The organism is Treponema vincentii F0403 (assembly GCF_000412995.1).
GTDB lineage: Bacteria > Spirochaetota > Spirochaetia > Treponematales > Treponemataceae > Treponema > Treponema vincentii.
In genome coordinates this window covers 423,856-443,636 of sequence record NZ_KE332512.1, presented here as the reverse complement: position 1 = coordinate 443,636, position 19,781 = coordinate 423,856, and the positions used below count along the sequence as shown (strand labels likewise).

At 46.6% G+C, this 19,781-nt stretch carries 18 protein-coding genes and 1 tRNA gene; 7 read left to right on the top strand and 12 right to left on the bottom strand.

What is annotated here, in order from left to right; translation table 11 throughout:
• Position 1 precedes the first annotated feature (1 nt).
• From HMPREF1222_RS01990 to HMPREF1222_RS01975, 4 genes are all read right to left on the bottom strand, one after another.
• Positions 2-1,378 (bottom strand): MATE family efflux transporter, encoded by a 1,377-nt coding sequence (locus HMPREF1222_RS01990; protein WP_016517989.1) that lies wholly within the window; start codon positions 1,376-1,378, stop codon positions 2-4.
• Positions 1,379-1,397: 19 nt separating this feature from the next.
• Entirely contained in the window at positions 1,398-2,123 is a 726-nt protein-coding gene (locus HMPREF1222_RS01985; RefSeq protein WP_006187508.1) for a glycogen-binding domain-containing protein, read from the bottom strand.
• A 249-nt stretch (positions 2,124-2,372) separates the two neighbouring features.
• Entirely contained in the window at positions 2,373-3,449 is a 1,077-nt protein-coding gene (locus HMPREF1222_RS01980; RefSeq protein ID WP_016517988.1) for a tRNA-dihydrouridine synthase family protein, read from the bottom strand.
• Between the two features lie 66 nt (positions 3,450-3,515).
• Entirely contained in the window at positions 3,516-5,168 is a 1,653-nt protein-coding gene (locus tag HMPREF1222_RS01975; RefSeq protein ID WP_016517987.1) for a nucleoside kinase, read from the bottom strand.
• A gap of 501 nt (positions 5,169-5,669) precedes the next feature.
• Between HMPREF1222_RS01975 and HMPREF1222_RS01970 the strand changes: the two genes are divergently transcribed.
• Positions 5,670-5,742, top strand: a tRNA-Pro gene (locus HMPREF1222_RS01970).
• A 133-nt stretch (positions 5,743-5,875) separates the two neighbouring features.
• On the opposite strand, the gene HMPREF1222_RS01965 is transcribed toward HMPREF1222_RS01970, so the two are convergent.
• The 6 genes from HMPREF1222_RS01965 to HMPREF1222_RS01940 all read right to left on the bottom strand — a co-directional run bounded on the left by HMPREF1222_RS01965 (position 5,876) and on the right by HMPREF1222_RS01940 (position 12,935).
• Positions 5,876-6,193, bottom strand: a complete 318-nt coding sequence (locus HMPREF1222_RS01965; RefSeq protein WP_006187504.1) for an addiction module antidote protein — start codon at positions 6,191-6,193, stop codon at positions 5,876-5,878.
• Entirely contained in the window at positions 6,190-6,558 is a 369-nt protein-coding gene (locus HMPREF1222_RS01960; protein ID WP_244870099.1) for a type II toxin-antitoxin system RelE/ParE family toxin, read from the bottom strand. Before HMPREF1222_RS01960 ends, HMPREF1222_RS01965 begins: the two co-directional genes overlap by 4 nt.
• Before the next feature lie 7 nt (positions 6,559-6,565).
• Positions 6,566-8,101, bottom strand: a complete 1,536-nt coding sequence (locus HMPREF1222_RS01955) for a MiaB/RimO family radical SAM methylthiotransferase (protein ID WP_038076424.1) — start codon at positions 8,099-8,101, stop codon at positions 6,566-6,568.
• Positions 8,094-9,212: a helix-turn-helix domain-containing protein gene (locus tag HMPREF1222_RS01950; protein ID WP_016517984.1), complete on the bottom strand. Its 1,119-nt coding sequence runs from the start codon at positions 9,210-9,212 to the stop codon at positions 8,094-8,096. Before HMPREF1222_RS01950 ends, HMPREF1222_RS01955 begins: the two co-directional genes overlap by 8 nt.
• 81 nt (positions 9,213-9,293) lie before the next feature.
• The gene (locus HMPREF1222_RS01945) at positions 9,294-9,980 is read right to left on the bottom strand and encodes a LolA family protein (protein ID WP_006187500.1); all 687 of its coding nucleotides are present in this window, start codon (positions 9,978-9,980) and stop codon (positions 9,294-9,296) included.
• A gap of 246 nt (positions 9,981-10,226) precedes the next feature.
• On the bottom strand, positions 10,227-12,935 hold the full coding sequence (locus tag HMPREF1222_RS01940; RefSeq protein WP_016517982.1) for a bacterial Ig-like domain-containing protein: 2,709 nt from the start codon (positions 12,933-12,935) through the stop codon (positions 10,227-10,229).
• Positions 12,936-13,178: 243 nt separating this feature from the next.
• Between HMPREF1222_RS01940 and HMPREF1222_RS01935 the strand changes: the two genes are divergently transcribed.
• From HMPREF1222_RS01935 to mnmA, 6 genes are read left to right on the top strand one after another with little or no spacing between them, the layout of a single operon-like run.
• Positions 13,179-14,777, top strand: coding sequence for a CTP synthase (locus HMPREF1222_RS01935; protein WP_196799944.1), 1,599 nt, complete (start codon positions 13,179-13,181; stop codon positions 14,775-14,777).
• 12 nt (positions 14,778-14,789) lie between these two features.
• Positions 14,790-15,245 carry an NfeD family protein gene (locus tag HMPREF1222_RS01930; RefSeq protein WP_006189560.1) on the top strand — a complete coding sequence of 152 codons (456 nt, stop codon included), beginning with the start codon at positions 14,790-14,792 and terminating at the stop codon, positions 15,243-15,245.
• 12 nt (positions 15,246-15,257) lie between these two features.
• Positions 15,258-16,136: an SPFH domain-containing protein gene (locus HMPREF1222_RS01925; RefSeq protein ID WP_006189559.1), complete on the top strand. Its 879-nt coding sequence runs from the start codon at positions 15,258-15,260 to the stop codon at positions 16,134-16,136.
• A gap of 15 nt (positions 16,137-16,151) precedes the next feature.
• Positions 16,152-17,393: an LIC_12708 family protein gene (locus tag HMPREF1222_RS01920; protein ID WP_016517980.1), complete on the top strand. Its 1,242-nt coding sequence runs from the start codon at positions 16,152-16,154 to the stop codon at positions 17,391-17,393.
• Positions 17,386-17,928 carry a hypothetical protein gene (locus HMPREF1222_RS01915; RefSeq protein WP_016517979.1) on the top strand — a complete coding sequence of 181 codons (543 nt, stop codon included), beginning with the start codon at positions 17,386-17,388 and terminating at the stop codon, positions 17,926-17,928. The genes HMPREF1222_RS01920 and HMPREF1222_RS01915 overlap by 8 nt, the downstream gene beginning before the upstream one ends.
• A 46-nt stretch (positions 17,929-17,974) precedes the next feature.
• Positions 17,975-19,051 carry a tRNA 2-thiouridine(34) synthase MnmA gene (gene mnmA, locus HMPREF1222_RS01910; protein ID WP_038076420.1) on the top strand — a complete coding sequence of 359 codons (1,077 nt, stop codon included), beginning with the start codon at positions 17,975-17,977 and terminating at the stop codon, positions 19,049-19,051.
• A 135-nt stretch (positions 19,052-19,186) separates the two neighbouring features.
• On the opposite strand, the gene HMPREF1222_RS01905 is transcribed toward mnmA, so the two are convergent.
• Both HMPREF1222_RS01905 and HMPREF1222_RS01900 read right to left on the bottom strand, forming a co-directional pair.
• A complete protein-coding gene (locus HMPREF1222_RS01905; RefSeq protein ID WP_016517977.1) occupies positions 19,187-19,495 on the bottom strand; it encodes a type II toxin-antitoxin system RelE/ParE family toxin in 309 nt (102 codons plus the stop codon).
• 3 nt (positions 19,496-19,498) lie between these two features.
• Positions 19,499-19,762, bottom strand: a complete 264-nt coding sequence (locus tag HMPREF1222_RS01900) for a type II toxin-antitoxin system Phd/YefM family antitoxin (RefSeq protein WP_016517976.1) — start codon at positions 19,760-19,762, stop codon at positions 19,499-19,501.
• Positions 19,763-19,781 lie beyond the last annotated feature (19 nt).

The window sequence follows — 19,781 nt, the reverse complement described above, 5'->3', positions numbered from 1 at the left end:
GTTACTCCTTTTGTTCGGTTGTGATGGAGATAGCCGACACCCACTTTGTCCGCAGAATGAGCACGGTTGCGATGAGCGCGGTCATGATATTTGAAAAGAGGTTTCCCCAGAACACTGCATAATACTGCAGTGCATGTTCCGTTGCCAATACGAAGATATAGCGGAGCAGCCATATACGGAGCACACCGAGCATGAGCGGCATCTTTGTTTTGCCGAGTCCGATAAAGGCGCCCTGAATGGTCATGCAGATGCCAAACCCGATAATTGAATAGGTATAGATATTGAGCGCGTTATTTGCAATTTCGATAATTTCCGGTTCCCGTCTGAATAAAACCGTCAGATAGGGGGCGAGCGGAATCATCACGGCGATAAGTACGATAGCGATGATGATGCTGGTGATACAGCCGAGCAGGCAATCCCGCTTAGCTTTTTCCGGACAGCCGGCGCCGATGTGCATACTGACCATTGTCGTAATAGCCGCGCTGAACGCTGCGGGCAGGTTAAAACAGAGCGCATTGATATTGCTTGCAATTCCTTGAGCGGCAACAACGACGGCGCCGTACCGTTCAATCTCTTTATTGATAAGAAAAAAGCCTAAATACAAAAAAGAATAGTTGAACATTGCCGGAAATCCGACTTTCAGCACCTCTTTGATAATTTTTGAATCGAATTTGAAGTTTTTGATACTGAGCCGGTCGGGGCCTTTATGGATAAATAATTCGTATACCATCCAGACGGTGATACATACGTTTGCTAACAACGAAGCGAGCACACAGCCGAGGATTTCGAGCCGCAGAATATAGAGGAAAATAGAATTTCCGATAACCTTTAAGACAAAGAGAATAGTCATTCGGGTAAAAGCCGATTCGGGTTTTCCGTTTGCATTTTTAATGCCGTTGTACACGGACTCCAAAAAGCTGAACGGCAGAACTATACTGTACCATGCGATATATTGGCGGACATACGGCGCAATATCGCTCTGTAATCCCCGTGAAACCGCTACACTGATAATAAGGAGCAGCGGTGCACTGATAATACCGAGCATAACCGCAAATACGAATATCTGCGTGGCAACCCTCTTGCCTTCTTCGATTGCTCCTTTGCCGTTCAGCTGCCCGATAATTGCCATCGCAGCGACGCTTAACCCTTGCGACAGTCCCAATATCATCGAGATAATCGGCTGAGAAAAGGTTACCGCCCCCGTTACCGCATAACCGGTCAGGTTATTGATAAAGAGCCCGTCGGTAAACGGCATCATCGCCTGCACGGTATTCATCAGTAATGAGGGAAGAGAAAGAATAAGCAATGTTTTAACGGGATTGGCCGTAAGGATGAGTTCGCGCCGCGCTTCCGTCGATTGCTTAAGAAATGTCTTCATAGGCGAAGAAATGCTCTATTTATTTAACGGAAATAACCGAAGCGGTTCTGCCGTCGGCCATATACACGTGTTCGCGGTTCGTCGTATCGGGTATCTGCTTTCCGTCTTTAAAGTATGCGTAATACCAAACACCGTTCGGCAGCGGGAGATATAATTCATATCTGCCCGGCATCACTTCTTCCAAAATATACATAAACGGATCCCAGTTGTTGAATGTGCCTGCAAGGTATATCCGCTTTCCCGATTCTCCTTGATAGACAAAACGGGTACGTCCGTTGTTTTCTACAGCGGTTTTGTATTCTTTTTGATACGGAATTTTTAAGATTGAAAGAGACATTCCGGCGGAATAGTCGAATATTTCATCGGGATTGAGTGGGTCGGTAGACCAGAGTCCGTTAATAACGAGCCGGTATCTAAGCTCTCTCATTTCCTCAGGTATCTGCATAATATAGAAGAGGATGGATTTTTTCGTTTCGGTACTATCGTCGCTTCGGTATAAACGTTGGAAAGAATGGATCGATTGAAAATTTTCATGTTCAAACGCAATGCCGACATGCCGTGCCGAGCCTGCTGCCGTAAAAATGATATATTTGCCGGTAATAAGCGGTGCATCGGTTCGTGCAATTGTTTCAACAAGTTCGCCGTACGTGTATGTGTCGATGGCTGCTTGCTCCGCTTGCGCCGCGATCAGTATACACAAGAAAAAAAAGACTGCCACGGCCTTCCGCCGTATTGCATTGCACATGATGTCCTCCCCGAATATTTTAACACGGAACCTCTAAAAACTTGAGTTTTTAGAGGTTTCCCTTAGATTTAGATGCGATGTTTGAAATTAAGTCATTACTGTATAAAGATTTAATTTTAAACTCGCGGGGATGGCGAAAAAGTAACCAACTTTTGAGACATCCCCACACTTCCATTTAATAAGCATCGGAAAATAAACCGAAAACTTTAAATAGGATCCCGAAAGTAACCGGCTTTTGGGATTTCCCTATTAGATTTGAATCACCCTATCGTTCGGAGCTTCTTCAAAGTAGGTATGCAGTATTTGAACCATTTCTTCCTTGCCCCGCGCCCGCAGCAGCTGTGTTCTGCAATAGTGCGCAAATGAAAAATTTTCGCAATAAAATTGAAAGAACCGCTGCGCCCGCGTAAGGAAAAATTCCGGCGGCTGTTCGGTTTCAAGATACTGCAAAAACAATAAGGCCGTTTGTTCAAGGTCAATAGAGTAGGGCGCGTCATCCGAGCCGCTGCCGGCGATACTGCCGCTCATTGTATCCGCGGCACGTTTATCCGCTCCGGCCTTGTATGATTTATCCGATTCTGCTGCGCGTTTGATTGTGCGTTTGCGTATCTCTTTAAAAATCCACGGCTTTTGCACTGCGGCTCGCCCGATCATCCAGCCTGCGCAGGCGGGATAGCGAGCTGCGGCGGTTTGCAGTTTTTCTGCGGAATCGATGTCTCCGTTACCGTATACCGGAATAGGCAAATCTTTTGCGAGCGCCGCCGTGTATTCGTGAAGGGCAGGCCGTGCATAGCTTTGCCGCTGGAGCCGCGGATGTATCGTGATGAGCTGCACGCCTTCCTCAACCAGCATGGTGCAAAAGCGTAAGAGATACGCGTAGTCGGCCGCCGCGCCGATCCTCAGCTTTACGCTCAACCTGAAAGGTCTGCTCTGCGCCGCAGCATATACATCGAGCGCTTGTTTAACCGAGCACACCGCTTCGGCTGTTTCGTTTAACGGTTTCAGCATCCATGCGGCGCCCGCACCCGTCCGTACAATCGGAGGCGCCGAACAGCCCATGTTTAAGTCGACACCGATGCCTCCTTGCTGCAGCACCAGCGGTACCGCCTGTACGAAGGCTTCCCCCTTAGGCGAGGTAAGCTGCCACACCAGTTTTTCCGGTACGGGATTTGTTCTAAGGTACCACTGTTCAAACCGCCCGCCTGCAATCAGCGACGGCGCATGAATCATTTCGGTAAAATATTCGTCGGGATCACCGAAGGTGTGAATCAGCATCCTCAATCCCGAATGGCTGATATTTGCAAGCGGCGCCAGTATGAGCTTCATCGCAGTTCACTGTAGCAAAAACCGCGGGGTTTTGCAATGAGTAAAATTAGTACGCTTTTCTTACGCTTAATGATAGGAAAAGTCGCTATCCCCGATAAATTCCCGCAAAATGGATTGGCCGTGTACGAATGACGGCGAAACCGACAGGAAGTTATTCAGAAAGATAAGCAGCCGGGAGGCTTCGCTATATGCCGGATCGGTGGGTTTCACCGCACGGAGCAGCGGTTCCGCATAAATTTTCAGCACCGAAAGCTCATAATCGAGCGCCGTATTAAAGATGACATCGGCACTGCCCTGGTACGGAAAGATATGCTTTGCTTCGCCTGCCCGCACATCCGACCACATGCCGATGGTAACCGACGCAGAGCTGCCTCTGAACTGGGCATCGCGCACGATACGCCGCAGGAGCCTGTTATCGGAAGTCGGTATCCGGTTATGATCATCCAACGTCAGCTGTGTTAAGGCCGAAAGATATATCTTAAACTTGAGCGACGGGTCTATTTGAGGAGTTAAATTGTCGTTTAATCCGTGTATTCCTTCCAAGATGAGTATGGAGCGGCTGTTAAGGCGCAGTTTTTTTCCGGTGTAAAACCGCTCGCCCGTCTTAAAATTATACGAAGGCAGTTCAACTTCTTCTCCGGCAAATAATTTAAGCAGCAGCTCGTTTAAGAGCGGTACGTCCAAGGATTCAAGGCATTCAAAATCGAGTTTTCCGTCCTTGCCGCGCGGTGTTTTATCCCTGCCGACATAATAATCGTCAAGACTGATAACGTACGGTTCATAACCGACAACACGCAGCTGCATCGAAAGCTTTTTTGCAGACGTCGTTTTACCGGAACTGGACGGCCCTGCTATCAGGATTACTTTTACATCTTTTTTATTTTTGATTTGTTCGGCAATATGCGCCAGTTTATTATTTTGCAGCGTTTCCGTAATTTCAACAAAGTCTTTTGTTTTACGGCTTTCGATAATTTCATTTAATTGGCCGACGGAAGAAACTCCGATCATTTTACCCCACGTCTTGTACTCCTTGTACACGGTAAAAAGAGGCGGAATATCTTTAAACGGAGGTAGCGTATCGGTGTCAGCCGTCGAAGGAAAGCGGAGCAAAAAGCCGTCTTCGTACTTCATCAGTCCGAATACTTTTAAATAACCGGCACGATCCATCAAGGGCTGAAAGTATAAGTCGTAATAATCGTCGAGGATATTGATTGTGATTTTCGGTTTACTGTTATATGACAGTAACCGGTATGCATCGGGCTGATTGGTATTTGCAAAAAGTTCGAGCGCTTCGGAGTACGCCACGGATTTCGTGTGTATCGGTAAATCCGCATCGACTATTTCGTGCATCTTATCTTCGATTATTTTGAGATCGATTTCGGAAGCATGTGCGCCTTCAAAGGTATAATAGTAGGAATAGCCGAAGCTGTGCCCAACCAAGAGCCGTAAATCGGGATATACTTTGCGTGCAGCTGCAGCTAAAAGAAAGCATAACGTACGACGGTAAATATTCGAGCCGTCGTAAGTGCCTTTTACTACCGGTTTTATCGTAGCACGCACATCAATCATCTTGTTTAACGAAACCAGTTCATTATTCACTTTCATACCGAATGCAACAGCATCCGGTTCCTTACAATAAGCCAGTGCAGCGCGTGCAGAAATCGGTTCGATAAATTGCTTTTTTGAACCGTCCGGAAATGTGATCTCAAACCCTTGCATAAAAGCCTCCGTCCGTCGGAAGAACCGCATCAGATATGTTGTAGTGTTTCCCCGTAGAATCATAGGCTGTTCAACCAGAATTTCGCCGCTATGCGGCTCAAATGGTCGCCCAACCTATGATTCTACGGATTATGCTTTATTCATCTGATGCGGTTCTTCTTGTCGCTAATAAACTGTGCGAAATTTTATCTAAAATTTCGCACAGTTTATTTTTAGGAGAAGGGCAATCGTACCAGACAAGTAAACCAAATTCCGCAGAAACAAGGGGGTGTGAGACCATTTGAACCATCTTCAACTGCTGTACATCCGTGTACAACAGTTGAAGGCGAGTTTTGTGCGTGCACAAAACATCGCTGCTGTATGGAACCACTGCCATCCTCGGCAGTTCTGGTTGAACAACCCCTTGTTTCTGCGGGGCTATTCAGAAGAATGTCTGGTACGATTGCCCTGACTTCCGCTTGACAGGATACTTTATTTTAAGTAAAGTTACAACTCTTGTTACGGGATGTAGCCTAGGGGCTAAGGCGTCTGGTTTGGGACCAGAAGATCGGGGGTTCAAATCCCTCCATCCCGAAAAATTATTTCTTGCTATATATAGACTTATCAAATCATTGATTTTACGCTGTTGCGGTTTGCCGTGCTTGTAGTGTTATTCCATGTTAGAGGTGGAAACGAAAGTTGATATTATCGGAAAGCAACCAAACAATTTATAAAGCAATGGCTGTCTTTACTGATTGTGCTTCGGTAATATTTATTTCCAAACCTAAAAACTTTATAAGTTTAATTATAGTTGAAAATGTCGGATTGCCTTTTTTTGATAAGGAACGGTATAAATGTTCACGGTTTAAGTCTGTTGATTTTGCAGCATTTGTAATTCCTTGAGCACGTGTTACATCTCCGAGTGCTTCCATAAAGTGTTCGGGGGTATTGTCTTCGATAGAGGTTTTAAGAGCTTCGTTTAAGTATTCAATCATTGCTTCTTTTGTCGTTAAATAATCAGCGGGATCAAAGTCGGTTATTTTCATTTTGCCTCTCCTTGCTCTAACAGTTTTATCATTTGTTGGGCTTTTTTAATGTCTTTTGATTGCGTAGATTTATCTCCGGCAATCAATAATAAAATAATTTCGTTGTTTCTATCAGTGCAGTATATTCTATAGCCGGGACCGAAGTGTATACGCAGTTCGTAAATATCTTTGTCGATTGTGCGGTAGTCGCCTTTGTTTCCCCTTTTGAGGCGCATTATCCTGTCAGTAATTTTGGCCTTTCCTTTTTCATCCTTTAGTTTTGAAAGCCATGTGTTAAATACTTCGGTCTTTTTTAGCACCTTCATGTTTGAATTGTAGTTTAAAAACAACAGTTTGTCAATCTTTTTTATAAAAAAGCGTGTCAACAACCGCTTAGATTGCGTCTGCTTCGAGGTCGATTCCGCGTAGGGCGGTTATCCGTACCCGGACAAGGCTGCCTGCCGTTATCGGCTGACCTTCGCTGTCTTTTTGCGCTTCGGAAAAGTTTACAACCACTGCACCGTCAACTTCCGGCGCTTGGAACCATGCACGGCCAAGTGCAATGCAGCCTTGTGTGCTGTCTTCGCTGTTTTTATCCTGCGGGATAATCTCTTCGATAAGCACGTTCGTTTCCAACCCGCAAAAAGAGGCAAGCTTTTGTTCGGTAATTTTAAGCTGCAGTTCGTTAAGGGCAGCCTTGCGTTGTTCGGCGATTTTTGCCGGTACCTGCTTTTTCATATCGGCAGCCTTGGTGCCCTCTTCCTGCGAATAGGCAAATGCCCCGGACCAGAGGCTCTGTACCGCTTGCAAAAAGGCTGCCGTCCGCTCAAAATCAGCTTGGGTTTCTCCGGGAAAGCCCGTTAAAAAGGTGGTACGGATAACAGCCTCCCCGTAGGGGCTTTCCGCACTGCGAAAAGCTGCGCGGATGTTTTCTATCAGGTTAAGGTAGGCTTCCGCAGAGCCGCAGCGGTTCATTGCACGGATAATCGGATCGGAACCGGACTGAAAGGGTATGTCAAAATAGGGAAGAAAGCGCGTGTCGGCAGTCATAACCGGCAAAATATCGAGCGGAAAGTGGTCGGGATGGATATAGAGCAGCCGGACGCTGAATTGCCCTTTAATACCGGAAATGGCGTGTAAAAGCTGCGCCAACCCTGAAAGTTTCGGCTTCCGTTTATTCGTTTCAGCCTTATTCGCTTCCGTCTTTAACGGCAAAGGCCTGTCGATGGCATCAGCCGGCGGCGCAGCTTCGTACACGGCAAGGTCTTGCCCGATAAGGTTGAATTCCTTATAACCTTGCCGCACAAAGCTTTGGATTTCGCTGACAATATCGGCGGCCGGCCGGCTTCTGACCGAACCGCGTATCAGCGGTATTGCGCAAAATGAACAGCAATTATTGCAGCCTTCGGTAATCTTGATAAAAGCCGAACGGGGGAAGTTTAATAATTCGGGACGCTGCCCGCAACAGACCCCCTTCTGCGCCGGTTTGAGGAATGGACGGCTGTGTCCGGTAGGAGATACCGGTTGATACTTTTCCTGCCGGAGAGTAGCCGATGATTGCTGCTCGGCAGGCGATGCATCCGGAAAGAGCCGGTCAATAAGCACGGGGAGCTGAGAGAGGTCTCCGTTGCCAAAAAAAGCGTCGGCCTCTTCAAATTCGGTTTTAAATACGTCGCCGTACCGTTCCGCTAAGCAGCCTGCCAGCAAAATTTTAGCGTGGGGGTAGGCTGCGCGGGCAGTTATAACCGCTTCTATCGATTCGCGTTTTGCCGGTTCGATAAAGCCGCATGAATTGACGATAATTAAATCGGCCTTTTCAGGTTCCGGCGTTTTTTGCCAGCCCCTATCGGTTAAAATTCCGATAAGTAGCTCGCCGTCCACCTGATTTTTTGCGCATCCGTGCTGATCAAGAAAGAAACGCTTAGTCAACTTCCATTACCACAAATTTATAGCGGCCGGATTCATCATCCTTGACCCATTTTAAATCTTTAACGATGACTTCACCCGGGCGGCTTACTTCTATATCGATGGTTTTTCCGCCTGCAATAATCTGCATCTTAACGGCGTTTCCATTTGAAGCCCAAATGCGGATGCCGTTATTTGCTTGGACGGTCAGCTGTTCCGATTTTTGGTAGTACCGTTCATCGCGGTTAGTTCTGTCCTGCTCATAGCGGAAAAGACAGTAGCTGCGGAATGTTGCATTTAAGGTTACCGGATAGGCAGAACCTGCATCGAACAGTACCTTGTATTTTGACGATTCGGATTGAGTATCTTGATCGGAAACCTTGATGTTCGGAACTTCTGCAACAGCAGACTCCGAAAAACCGGTTGTCAGAATTTCTACCAAAGCGCCTTTCGATTCATCGGATACATCGATATCTTCAACGGAAATCTTTAAGTCGCCGGCGACATCGCCGTTCAGGTCGAGGACAAGGCTTTGACCTAATGCAATAATTTGCGTGCCGATATCCGTTGCAAGATACAGTTCGGGCGCTGTTTTTTCTACTTTTATTTGATACTCTTTTCCGTCAAGCGGGAGAATAACGGTATCACCCTGATATAAGCGTTTTTCAAAAACTTCTTGAGAAAGCGTGTAGGAAGCGTTTTCTTTTTTTTCGATTACTTCAGTTTGTCCGGCTTGTTGTACCGGTCTGTTGCTTATCATCGTACCGATTTTTGAAGCCGCTATTCTGCCGATAAAAAATATCACTATTAAGAGAATAAATACGCCCGCCCCTATAAACACCCCGCGGGGGACGGTAAACTGCCTGTGTGGAATAAGCTTTTCGGGCGGAACAGCGGTTTCCTGTATTTTTGCCTGTTTATACAGTGTAACGCATTCGTTCGGGTTTAATCCTAAGTATTCCGCATAATTCCTTAAAAAACCGACAATATACGGTTCGCCGGGGAACACCTCATACATACCGGTTTCCAAGGCCTCCAAATATCTGCGGGCAATATTCGTTTCTCTGGAAGCTTGTTCAAGTCCTATTTGTTTTTCATTACGTGCTTTTTGTAATACATTGCCTATATCCTGCATCTATTCCTTCCTTAAAATGCAGCAGTTGAACAAAGGATCCGCTTTGGAAACTGCTGCATTGGTGCGTGGCTCACCGCACTGTTATTCTTCAAATAAAAAGTTGTTCAGCATATCCGCATTCGGCGGTATATCATATAAAAATCGGGAATCCGGAATCCCCGTATTCAATCGGTAAGCTGAAAAATCGAATGTTATCTTACTGCCGGAAATAGGCCATGCTTCAATCCGCCTAATCAATTTGGTTTCGGGAGAAACGAGCAGGCGGAGATTTCTAAAAGTTTCCGAAGCGGAACGGCGGTTTAGCGCAAGCACCACAACCTGTTCGGCAGAACCTTCTTCCAGCGGCTGGGGATCGGCTCCCGTTTCATACGCGATAGTGTACGAACGCCTTAGCAGCGATAAACCTTGCGGAGTTGCAAGGTTGGCTGTACCGGCAGAAGAATCTTTTTCTATCGTTTGGTTTAAAACCATCCGGTAGGAGGGAACGTAAATGGTCAATGTGTCGCCGGTAAAAAGAATAACCTGCTCATTCGGTTTGGTAAAATCGATGCGCAGCCGGTTCGGGCGTTTGAAATATACGGTTGCTTCCATTGTCTGAACTTTTGAACCCGATCCGGTTGAAACGGTTAAATTTGCAGTGTAATCGGAAAGCGCACCGTATTGTTCGGACATGCCGGCAAAAAATACGCTTGCAGTTGTAATGGATTGGCAAAATGCTGTTATATAAAAGCCGAATATAACGGCTGCAAAAGCTATCGTTTTTTTCACTCGACTAGTAAAGCAGAAATGAGCGATAAAGTCAATATTTCAGTTTTTTACGGATGCACTATGATGCAGCGGCGGCAGGTTTTAAAGATGCCCGAAAGAGTTCCGCCCCCCTCTGTAAATAAAAAATCCCGCCCAACGGATACCGCCGGGCGGGATTGGGGATGTCGCAAAAGCCGGTTACTTTTTCGACATCCCCGGCCATGCTTTTACGCAGGGTAGAAAAGATATGAGAGCAAAGTTATTTGCTTACTCAAACGTTCTGGCAGCTATCGGTAAAACGTTTTGTCCACCGCTAGGATTTACCGACATACCGTCTCCATCCTCGAAAGTAGTACCATTATTCGATGATACAATAGTAGATGCAGTAAACTGCGTGTTCCGAAGGTAATACTTCTCGTAGTCAAGAATTCCTGTTTTTTCTATCGCTTGTTTAACACTGTTTTTATTATTAAGAATCGTTTTGACCTCATCTTTGGTCAGATATCGATTACCGAACTCTGTAAGCCGCTTATAGGCCGTCTCAATATTATCACCTGTCCATATATAGCCCGTATTATCCGGTATATACTGCACACCGACATATTTTGTTCCGTCTACCGCAATGATGACATAGTAGTCCTTCCATGTTTTACCGGAAGCAGGACCTTTAAAATCACCTATTTTATACTTGGTTCTGTCCTTGTCGATAATATCGCCGATAGCAAATGTTTGGCTCGGCAATGTTTGCTCTTGGACGGTAACTTTAAATGTGAGCGCTGCTTTCTTATAGGTTACGGTGATCGTTTGCTCTCCTGTCGTAGTTGGATTAAAGCCGGAAACCGTATACTTACCGGCATCCCACTTATGCGTTAGTGTTTTAGAACCCCCTTCAACATATTTTACAACGAATGCCAATCCTGCAAGATCAAGCTGCTCGCCCTTATTATAGGCAATTTTGTTCGGCTGGGTTGTAATTTCCAGTTCCTTTACAGTCTTCCACTGTGCGGTATATGTTGTTGCATCAGTGACGAGAACCTTGGTTGTCCCCGGATATACTTGAGGCTTCCAGCCGTCAAAATCCGCATCATCTTTTTCCGGCGTGCTGACATCGGTTTCTTGTATTGTTTCGCCGAATCGGACTTTCACCTCTTTAACACCCGTACTTGCGCCGATTTTTCCGCCGTTCGGGTCAAAGGTAAGCGTAACTTCTTTGCGCACGTAATAAATCTTTACAACCGTTGAACCGTCTGCTTTTATGATTTCTTGTGTAACGGTAGGTGTTTCAAAGCCCTCATACTCTTTAGCGACTGCCGCTGTCGAGCTACCTATTGAACCATTCTTCGTTTCAGTCGGATCTTTTTGCTCATAGCCATTTGTTTTATCATCTTTGTCATAGACTTTTCCCGTCAGGGCATTAACTTTCTGCTTCCAATGTTCAACCTTGTAGGATGCCGTATTCGCCGGGCGATTCTTCCATACTACCGTATAGGTTTTTGTTTCGGTAATGGTGGCCGGTAGACCCGGCTCCCATTTATCGAAAACTTTTCCTTCCGGCGGCGCTATATTTTGAGGCACAACAGATTCATCCATCGGCGTTTCGTATGGTTTTGACATTTTAATATCCTGATGGTTGTTCCCCAGTTTGAATGTTACGTCAAACACATCCCTGTCATAATAAATGTTGATAACGGTTTTGCCGCCTGTCTCGATTTTTTGCTGTTTTATTGTACCGTCCGGATGCTGCGATTTACTTAAATGGAAACCCGTATAGGTTGTTTTGACTTCCGCCTTGGTGTAATCGCCTACAGTGCCGTTCAGAGACTGTTCTTCTTTATCTTCAGGTTTATATTGATTACCGGGGAGCGGCTGCTTCCAATGTATGACTTTATAGGATCCCTCTTTGGGTGTTTCCCACTGCGCGGTGTATTCGGTGTCCTTTGACGGGAAACTTGCAGGAGTTTCAACTTTGTCCGTGTTCCATCCGGCAAACTGCATACCGTCTTTTTCCGGTTTGGTAATATAGTCTTTTAGCTCTTTGCCTTCGACTTTGGTTTCGCCGTATTTACCTTTTACCGTTTTGTCGTCCGTACTTTCACCGAACTTACCGCCGTCAAGCTTAAAGGTGAGCGTAACTTCTTTGCGCACATAGTAAATATCGACAACGGCGGAACCGTCGGCGTTAATTGTTACTTGTGTTATCTTTCCGTCAGGATGCTTGGTTTTGTCCAGCTCAAAGCCGTCATAATCCGTTTTTGCTTCCGCTTGGGTTTGCTCTCCTTCATAACCGTGCTTAGTCTCTGCTTCTTTACACGTATAATTCGGCGCTGCATAGACGGCACTGTCATACACCGTACCCGTTTCCGAATTGATGTTTTGCTGCCAGTGGTTTACCGTGTATTTAGGCAGTTCGCCCTTTGCCCACTTTGCCGTATAGGTTGTATCGGCAGCAGGGAATGTTCCCTGAAGCTTAGGCTCCCAGCCTGTAAACGTATAGCCGTCCTGTTTAGGCTCCTCCGGTTTAATTAATGGCTCGCCGAATTTTCCTTTCATCGTTTTGTCATCCGTACTTTCGCCGAATTTACCGCTGTTCAGCTTAAAGGTGAGCGTAACCTCTTTGCGTGCATAATAAATATCGACAACGGTGGAACCGTCGGCTTTTATTGTTGCTTGTGCTATTTTTCCGTCAGTATGCTTGGTTTTGTCAAGCTCAAAGCCGTCCTTTTGCTTTGCGGCAGCCTTCGTTTCGCTATCGACCGGACCGGAAAGTTCTTCCTTCTCTACATCGTAACCGCTTTCAACTCTTGCAAAATTATGGTTGACGGTGTACGTTTTATCTGAATTGCCGCCTGACGGCACATTCGGCTGACATGAAAAAAAGAGCGACATTGCAAGCAGTACGCTCCCTGCTAAAAGGCATTTACGCCAAATACTCCTGCGCAGGCCCACCCGCTGCAGACTTTTTGTACATTCGGTCATTTTATGACCCTCCTTAAATGATACCCCTCAAGGGGACGAATACCCCGTTGAGTTTTTAATAATTGACATTCTCTAAAAACCGGAGCTTTTAGAAACGTCTCATTGTATAGATTTTTTTATTTAAATGCAATATGTAAATAAGGGATAACAAAATAATTCATAATTATGAATTGAATCTGTGCGTTCTGCGTTGAGATATGTTGATTGCGGAAGCCCTCAAAATATGGTATAGTAGCGTCCATGATGAAAGCGCGTTTTATTTTTATTACCGGCGGAGTTGTTTCTTCTCTTGGAAAGGGCATTACCGCTGCGTCTATCGGACTTTTGCTTAAAAGCAGAGGTTTTTCGGTTATCAATCAAAAATTTGATCCTTATTTGAATATCGATCCGGGGACAATGAACCCCTATCAGCACGGGGAAGTGTTTGTAACGGAGGACGGAGGCGAAACAGACCTCGATCTCGGGCATTACGAACGGTTTACCGATGTCGCGTTGCATAAATTCAACAGCCACACGGCTGGGAAAGTGTATCTTTCCATTTTAGACCATGAACGGGCAGGGGACTATTGCGGAGCGACCGTGCAGGTTATCCCCCATGTTACCGACGAGATTAAAAACCGTATTATGCGGACGGCGGAGCAAACCGGCAGCGATATCGTTATCACGGAAATAGGCGGTACGGTCGGCGACATCGAATCGCTTCCTTTTATAGAAGCAATCCGGCAAATCAGAAACACGGTCGGTAGGGAGCATTGCCTTTTTATTCACCTCGGCCTTTTACCGTATTTAAAGGAATGCGGCGAGCTTAAAACCAAGCCCATGCAGCACAGCGTTAAGGAACTGCTCGGCTTCGGAATCCAGCCCGATATCATTATGTGCCGCAGTGAAAAAAAACTCAGCAAATCCATCCGTGAAAAACTCAGCCTCTTTTGCAATGTCAGTCAAGATGCCATTATCGAAAACCTTACCGCAAAGTCCATCTACGAAGTTCCGCTGATGCTGGAGGAAGGTAACCTCGGTAAGAAAATCTGCGAGCTTTTCAATATTCCCAATCCCGAACCCGATTTGCAGTCGTGGAGGGAAATGGTTGAATCCTATTATCATCCCGAAAAAGAGGTTACGGTTACCCTTGTCGGCAAATACACCGAGCTGCCCGATGCATATTTAAGCGTGAGCGAGGCGCTGACTGCGGCAGGGGTGTATCACCACGCGCGCGTAAAACAGGTGTGGATCGATGCGGCGAAAATTACGGACGAAGCAAAGGCCGAGGAGCTGTTAAAAGGCTCAGATGCGGTTATCGTTCCGGGCGGTTTCGGCGAGCGCGGTATTGAAGGCATGGTGCTTACCGCCGAATACGCGCGCACCAAAGGGGTTCCTTATTTCGGTATTTGCCTTGGTATGCAGATTGCCGTTATCGAATTTGCCCGCCATGTACTCGGCTTAACGCGCGCGCATTCCTCCGAGTTTATCAAAAATTGCGAACCGGTTATCGACTTGATGCCCGATCAAAAAGACGTGCAGCTCGGCGGTACGTTAAGGCTCGGATCCTTCCGCTGCATGGTTGCCGAAAACAGCAAGGCGGAGCAGGCATATAAAATGCATGAAATACGCGAGCGCCACCGGCACCGCTATGAATTTAATAATTTGTACCGCAGTCAGTTTGAAAACTCCGATATGCTGCTTTCGGGAATTAACCCTGAACGTAATTTGGTGGAAATCGTCGAACTGAAAAATCATCCGTGGTTTGTTGCGGTGCAGTTCCATCCCGAATTTGCCTCCCGCCCGAATAAGCCGCACCCGCTGTTCCGCGACTTTATCGGAGCGGCGCTGGCCCGAACGTAAGGAAACTTCTTCATGCTCCTTAACCTGCCGATGCTTTTAGCGCTTTATACGCCGTGGTTTTGGTTCGGCATTGCAGTGGTCTGCGCAGTTATCGAAGGATTGACGCTCGGTTTAACCACTATTTGGTTTGCACTCAGCGCCGTACTGATGATCTTTATCTCGCTATTGCAGCCGCCGTTTTATGCGCAGTGCGTTCTGTTTGCCCTTATCGCGCTGCTGTTGCTCTTTTTTACGCGTCCCCTTGCGCTGAAATTTCTGCATACCAAACGGGAAAAGACCAATGCGGACAGCCTTATCGGCAAGAAAGCCCTCGTGCTTCAAACCATTACCGAATGGGAAAAGGGACAGGTTAAAATCAACGGGAATGTGTGGACTGCCGCTTCCGCCGACAGCGAGACAATATCTGCCGGAGATGAGTGTATCATCAAAAAGATAGAGGGCGTTACCCTCATCGTGAAAAAAATATAAAAGAGGTTTATTATGTGGATCGTTTTTGCGTTAATCATATTTGTCCTTATCCTGCTTATTTTAAATATCAGAATTGTCCCGCAGTCTCAGTCGTTTATCATCGAGCGGCTCGGCGGTTATTTCCAGTCATGGGAGGTCGGTCTGCACGTTAAGATGCCGTTTGTCGACAGGATCGCGAATAAGGTGTCGCTCAAGGAACGAGTGCTCGACTTTAAGCCCCAGCCGGTTATTACAAAGGACAACGTTACCATGATGATCGATACGGTTATCTATTTTCAGATTACCGATCCTAAGCTCTATACCTACGGCGTTGAAAATCCGATGAATGCGATTGAAAATCTGTCGGCGACCACCTTGCGGAATATTATCGGTGAGTTGGAGCTTGACGGCACGCTGACAAGCCGCGACGTTATCAACACCCGTATGCGGAGTATTTTGGATGAGGCGACCGATCCGTGGGGAATTAAGGTAAACCGCGTAGAAGTAAAGAATATCATTCCGCCTGAATCCATTCAGGAAGCGATGGAAAAACAGATGCGTGCCGAACGGGAACGGCGCGAGGCTATCCTCATTGCGGAGGGACAAAAGCAATCTTCCATTTTGGTAGCGGAAGGAAAAAAAGCGGCGATGATTTTGCAGGCGGAAGCGGAGAAAGAGTCCGCTATATGCAGGGCGCAGGGAGAGGCGGAAGCGATTTTGGCTATCCAGAAAGCGACTGCCGAAGGTTTGAACCTTATTAAAAATGTCGGCGCCGACCCTGCGCTGATTAAACTGCGCAGTCTTGAAGCCTTTGAAAAAGTAGCCGACGGAAAATCGACAAAAATTATCATCCCTGCGGATATTCAGAATATGGCCGGACTCGTTTCGGGCATTGCGGAAGTTGTCAAATAGGTCTTAAGGAAATAGATGATTGTAATGTTGCGCCGCCGCCGTATCTTTAAAGGACTTTGTATTGCCATATATTGCGTTTTTTCCCTTTGTGCCGTTTCGTGCGGTAAAGAAACAACGGGGAACTTGGAGCGGGAGCATCTTTTTTCCATTAAGTACGGGAATTTTGAAGACCAGCTGGATCTCTTTCAGCTGGCAAGTCCGTATATCCGCCCCGACAGTCAGCTCGCTATGGATGACGGTATTTTTTACCTCAGCAATTCAAGCGCCGGAAAAATCATGCGGCTGACATCGTTCGGCGATTTACTTGCGCTCTATTACAATCCCGAAAAAAACCCGCAGCCGACATTCGTCGATGCCGACCAAACGGATAAAATTACAACGCGTATGGCTGTTCCCTATCCGTTGAATCATCCGACATATCTTGCCGTAACGCCGAGCAAGCATCTTTTTGCCGTCGATACGGTCAACGAAGAACGGATTGAATACGATCAAACGGAAAACCTTGCGTTGCGCGACACGGTGATTCATTTTAACGAGGCAGGTGAGTTCGTCGATACCGTTGGGCAAGAGGGGGCGGGCGGCACTCCCTTTCCGCCCATCGAAGGGCTTTATGCGGATTCAAACGGCGGCCTTATTGTTGTGTGCCGGACGGCAACGGGGATTAGGGTATACTGGTACGACAATACGGGCAGCTTGCTGTACAAAATCCCCATTGCGTTCAGCGGATTGCCGTCGCCTTATACCAACGAAGTAAAGGGCTTTTCCAGCCTTGATAAAGCGGTTCCCGATTTTACCGCAAAGAAGCTGTATATTAAAGTCGATTATTACCGTGAAGATATCGATGCGGAGACGAATGTGAGCGCAGGGATCAGCTATGATAAAAGCTGTCTCTACACGTTTAACATCGAAGAGCAGCGGTATGAGCGGACAATCGACATTGTACCGTATGAAGATACGGAAGACACCTCTACCGGTGTCCGCCATGTTAAAAAAGTTTACGGATTGCTCGGTGTAACCGCAAATAATTGGTGCTTTTTAACAACCCCGCGCTCCGACGGATATATGCTCGAATTAATCGACTTACATTCCAATAAGATATATACGCGGGTATTATCGGTTTCTGCAGAAGAACTGGTGTATAACGCTTTCAATCTTTCTTCCGACGGTATTTTATCGGCGCTTCTTGCAGGAGATACGCAGGCGGAGATCGTCTGGTGGAAGACAAACGAAATTACCGGAGTGTCGAAAAATGAATGATCAACCGGATTCATGGAGTGAAGGAGGAGGGTCGTATCTCCGCTATGACCGGAACGAGCGTTTAAAGCGTGCGCCCGAAGCAGTGCAGCAGATGTATGAACCCGATTATATAAAAAAGATCAGCCTGCTGAAAAGCTTGACTGCGACGCGGTCTTCGCGTTCCGTGCTGTTTGCCATTGTCGCCGTTTTTGCACTTACTTTTATGTCTTTTCTATTAAAAACCGACCGGCAGTCCGGAAAAATTCAGGGGGTGCCGGTTAAATTGGAATACTTGACTCAACAGGAATATCTCTATGTGAATATTTCGTTCGGCGCTACGGAGCAGCGTGATGATTATACCTTGCCGCTTACCGTCCGTATTACCGCGTCGAACCGCGATACCGAAGAAAAAGAGAGCAAAACGGTTGACGCTATTTACATCGGCAGCGCTTTAAGCGTACCGGTGCAATTTCCCGCACATACCTATAAACAGCTGGAAGCGGTTATACTCACGGACGGTAAGGCGCTGTCATTGCGGAGCACGGTAAAAAAATAGAAGCGGAAGAACTCGTGAAGTACGGAAGGATAGGCGAAGTGTGGGCATGAAGATTGCAGTAGGTTTAAGCGGTGGGGTGGATTCTACTGTTGCCGCAAAGCTCCTCATGGAACAGGGACATGAAGTATGCGGCGTTACGCTCCGCGTGCTGAACGAAAAAAATCCGGTTGCGAAGGAGCAGTCGGAGCGGATTATCGGCGAAGCGGCACAGGCGGCAAGGATACTCAGTATCCCGCACCGTGTGTATGATTTTCGGGCGGAATTTCAAACGCATATTATCGATTATTTTATTCAAAGCTACCGCAACGGAGAAACTCCTAATCCGTGTTATATTTGTAACAAACAAATCAAGTTCGGGCTGCTTTTGGAGCGGGCTTTGCAGGAAGGATGCGATGCCGTTGCGACCGGTCATTATGCAAAGGTATTTCAGGAGCCGTCCGGACGGTATGTGCTGGAACGGGGAGTCGATGCGCAGAAAGACCAAAGCTACTTTTTGGCATTGCTGAGTCAAGAGCAACTGAGCAGGACGCTTTTTCCGCTTGCAGAGCTTACCAAGCCGGAAGTGCGCCTCATTGCGGAAAAGGCCGGATTGGTCAATGCGCATAAGAGCGATAGTCAGGATATTTGTTTTGTGCCGGACGGCGACTACACGGCGGTGATCGAGGCCTTTGCACCCGATGCTTTTCCCCAAGGCGATTTTATCGATATGAACGGCATCAAGGTAGGAACTCACCGCGGCTTGCACCGTTATACCATCGGGCAGCGGCGGGGACTTGCCTTACCGTTCGGCTATCCTATCTATGTGGTGGAAAAATCTGCAGAGCATAATACGGTTACGGTCGCTCCGGAGAATGGGCTTTTCGCCGCCGCCTGTTTTGTACGGGATGTAAATTGGATCGCCAAAATACCTAACGAACCTTTTTATGCGGAGGTAAAGACGCGGTATCGGCAGCAGCTGAAAAAAGCCCGTATCGAGCCGATCGGAGACAACCGCGTGCGCATCGTATTTACCGAGCCGGAACGCGCCGTCGCACGGGGGCAAGCCGCCGTATTTTACCGCGGGAGTAGGGTACTCGGCGGCGGCATTATCGACAGCGTAGAAGCCATGGGAGGTGTGGTATAAATTCAGGTTGACCGTTTCTACTTTATCAGCCCACCATGGAAATAACATTCATATATGTTTTCTGTTTAGCTTTTATTAAAAAATCAATTAGTTCCTTGTCCATTTCATTCCTCAATCGGTGTAAAGTCGCTATTTTTAAATCAAAGTCTCTTCATCCCGCCGTGAATATAAAATTCGTCTCACTTCCATTATATGATCAATTACCACATACCAAACCGTATAATTGCCTACATTAATCTTTCTATACGGATATGGGCGTTGTTTTTTTGATTGCCATACGGCAAAAGATTCAGGAGATTCAAGCCGTTCAAGAATAGCTGCTTCAATTTTTGAAAGAGTATTTTCTGCTGCAATCGGATTTTCCAAATTATTCTGAATATAATTCACAATTTCGCTCAAATCCTGCTTGGCTAGAGGAAGGTAGCGTAAAGTATATTTGCCCATCAATCAGCTTATCTTTATTTGAGAACGGATATGAGAAAAAACTTCTTTATGCGAAAGACGAGCATTTGTTGATGCCGCTTGAGTATCCGCTTCATTAAGTTGGCTTTCAATAGTATGTGTAAGGCTTTCGTACAAATCAAGACTCATCACAACCATAGAGCCATAACCATTTTTTGTAAGGAATACGGGACTTCTGTTTGCTGAAACTATATTTTCTATTTCTGAAAATTTATTACGCAGATCTGAAACAGGTCTAATTTGCATCATACGAACCTCCGTTATCAGG

Excerpts from the sequence above, each read along its gene's own strand:
- mnmA (WP_038076420.1), top strand. The coding sequence starts at position 17,975 with ATGAAGATTGCAGTAGGTTTAAGCGGTGGGGTGGATTCTACTGTTGCC.
- HMPREF1222_RS01925 (WP_006189559.1), top strand. The coding sequence starts at position 15,258 with ATGTGGATCGTTTTTGCGTTAATCATATTTGTCCTTATCCTGCTTATT.
- HMPREF1222_RS01920 (WP_016517980.1), top strand. The coding sequence starts at position 16,152 with ATGATTGTAATGTTGCGCCGCCGCCGTATCTTTAAAGGACTTTGTATT.
- HMPREF1222_RS01935 (WP_196799944.1), top strand. The coding sequence starts at position 13,179 with ATGAAAGCGCGTTTTATTTTTATTACCGGCGGAGTTGTTTCTTCTCTT.
- HMPREF1222_RS01950 (WP_016517984.1), bottom strand. The coding sequence starts at position 9,212 with ATGCAGGATATAGGCAATGTATTACAAAAAGCACGTAATGAAAAACAA.
- HMPREF1222_RS01975 (WP_016517987.1), bottom strand. The coding sequence starts at position 5,168 with ATGCAAGGGTTTGAGATCACATTTCCGGACGGTTCAAAAAAGCAATTT.
- HMPREF1222_RS01915 (WP_016517979.1), top strand. The coding sequence starts at position 17,386 with ATGAATGATCAACCGGATTCATGGAGTGAAGGAGGAGGGTCGTATCTC.
- HMPREF1222_RS01985 (WP_006187508.1), bottom strand. The coding sequence starts at position 2,123 with ATGTGCAATGCAATACGGCGGAAGGCCGTGGCAGTCTTTTTTTTCTTG.
- HMPREF1222_RS01965 (WP_006187504.1), bottom strand. The coding sequence starts at position 6,193 with ATGAAAATAACCGACTTTGATCCCGCTGATTATTTAACGACAAAAGAA.
- HMPREF1222_RS01900 (WP_016517976.1), bottom strand. The coding sequence starts at position 19,762 with ATGATGCAAATTAGACCTGTTTCAGATCTGCGTAATAAATTTTCAGAA.
- HMPREF1222_RS01990 (WP_016517989.1), bottom strand. The coding sequence starts at position 1,378 with ATGAAGACATTTCTTAAGCAATCGACGGAAGCGCGGCGCGAACTCATC.
- HMPREF1222_RS01905 (WP_016517977.1), bottom strand. The coding sequence starts at position 19,495 with ATGGGCAAATATACTTTACGCTACCTTCCTCTAGCCAAGCAGGATTTG.
- HMPREF1222_RS01940 (WP_016517982.1), bottom strand. The coding sequence starts at position 12,935 with ATGACCGAATGTACAAAAAGTCTGCAGCGGGTGGGCCTGCGCAGGAGT.
- HMPREF1222_RS01930 (WP_006189560.1), top strand. The coding sequence starts at position 14,790 with ATGCTCCTTAACCTGCCGATGCTTTTAGCGCTTTATACGCCGTGGTTT.
- HMPREF1222_RS01980 (WP_016517988.1), bottom strand. The coding sequence starts at position 3,449 with ATGAAGCTCATACTGGCGCCGCTTGCAAATATCAGCCATTCGGGATTG.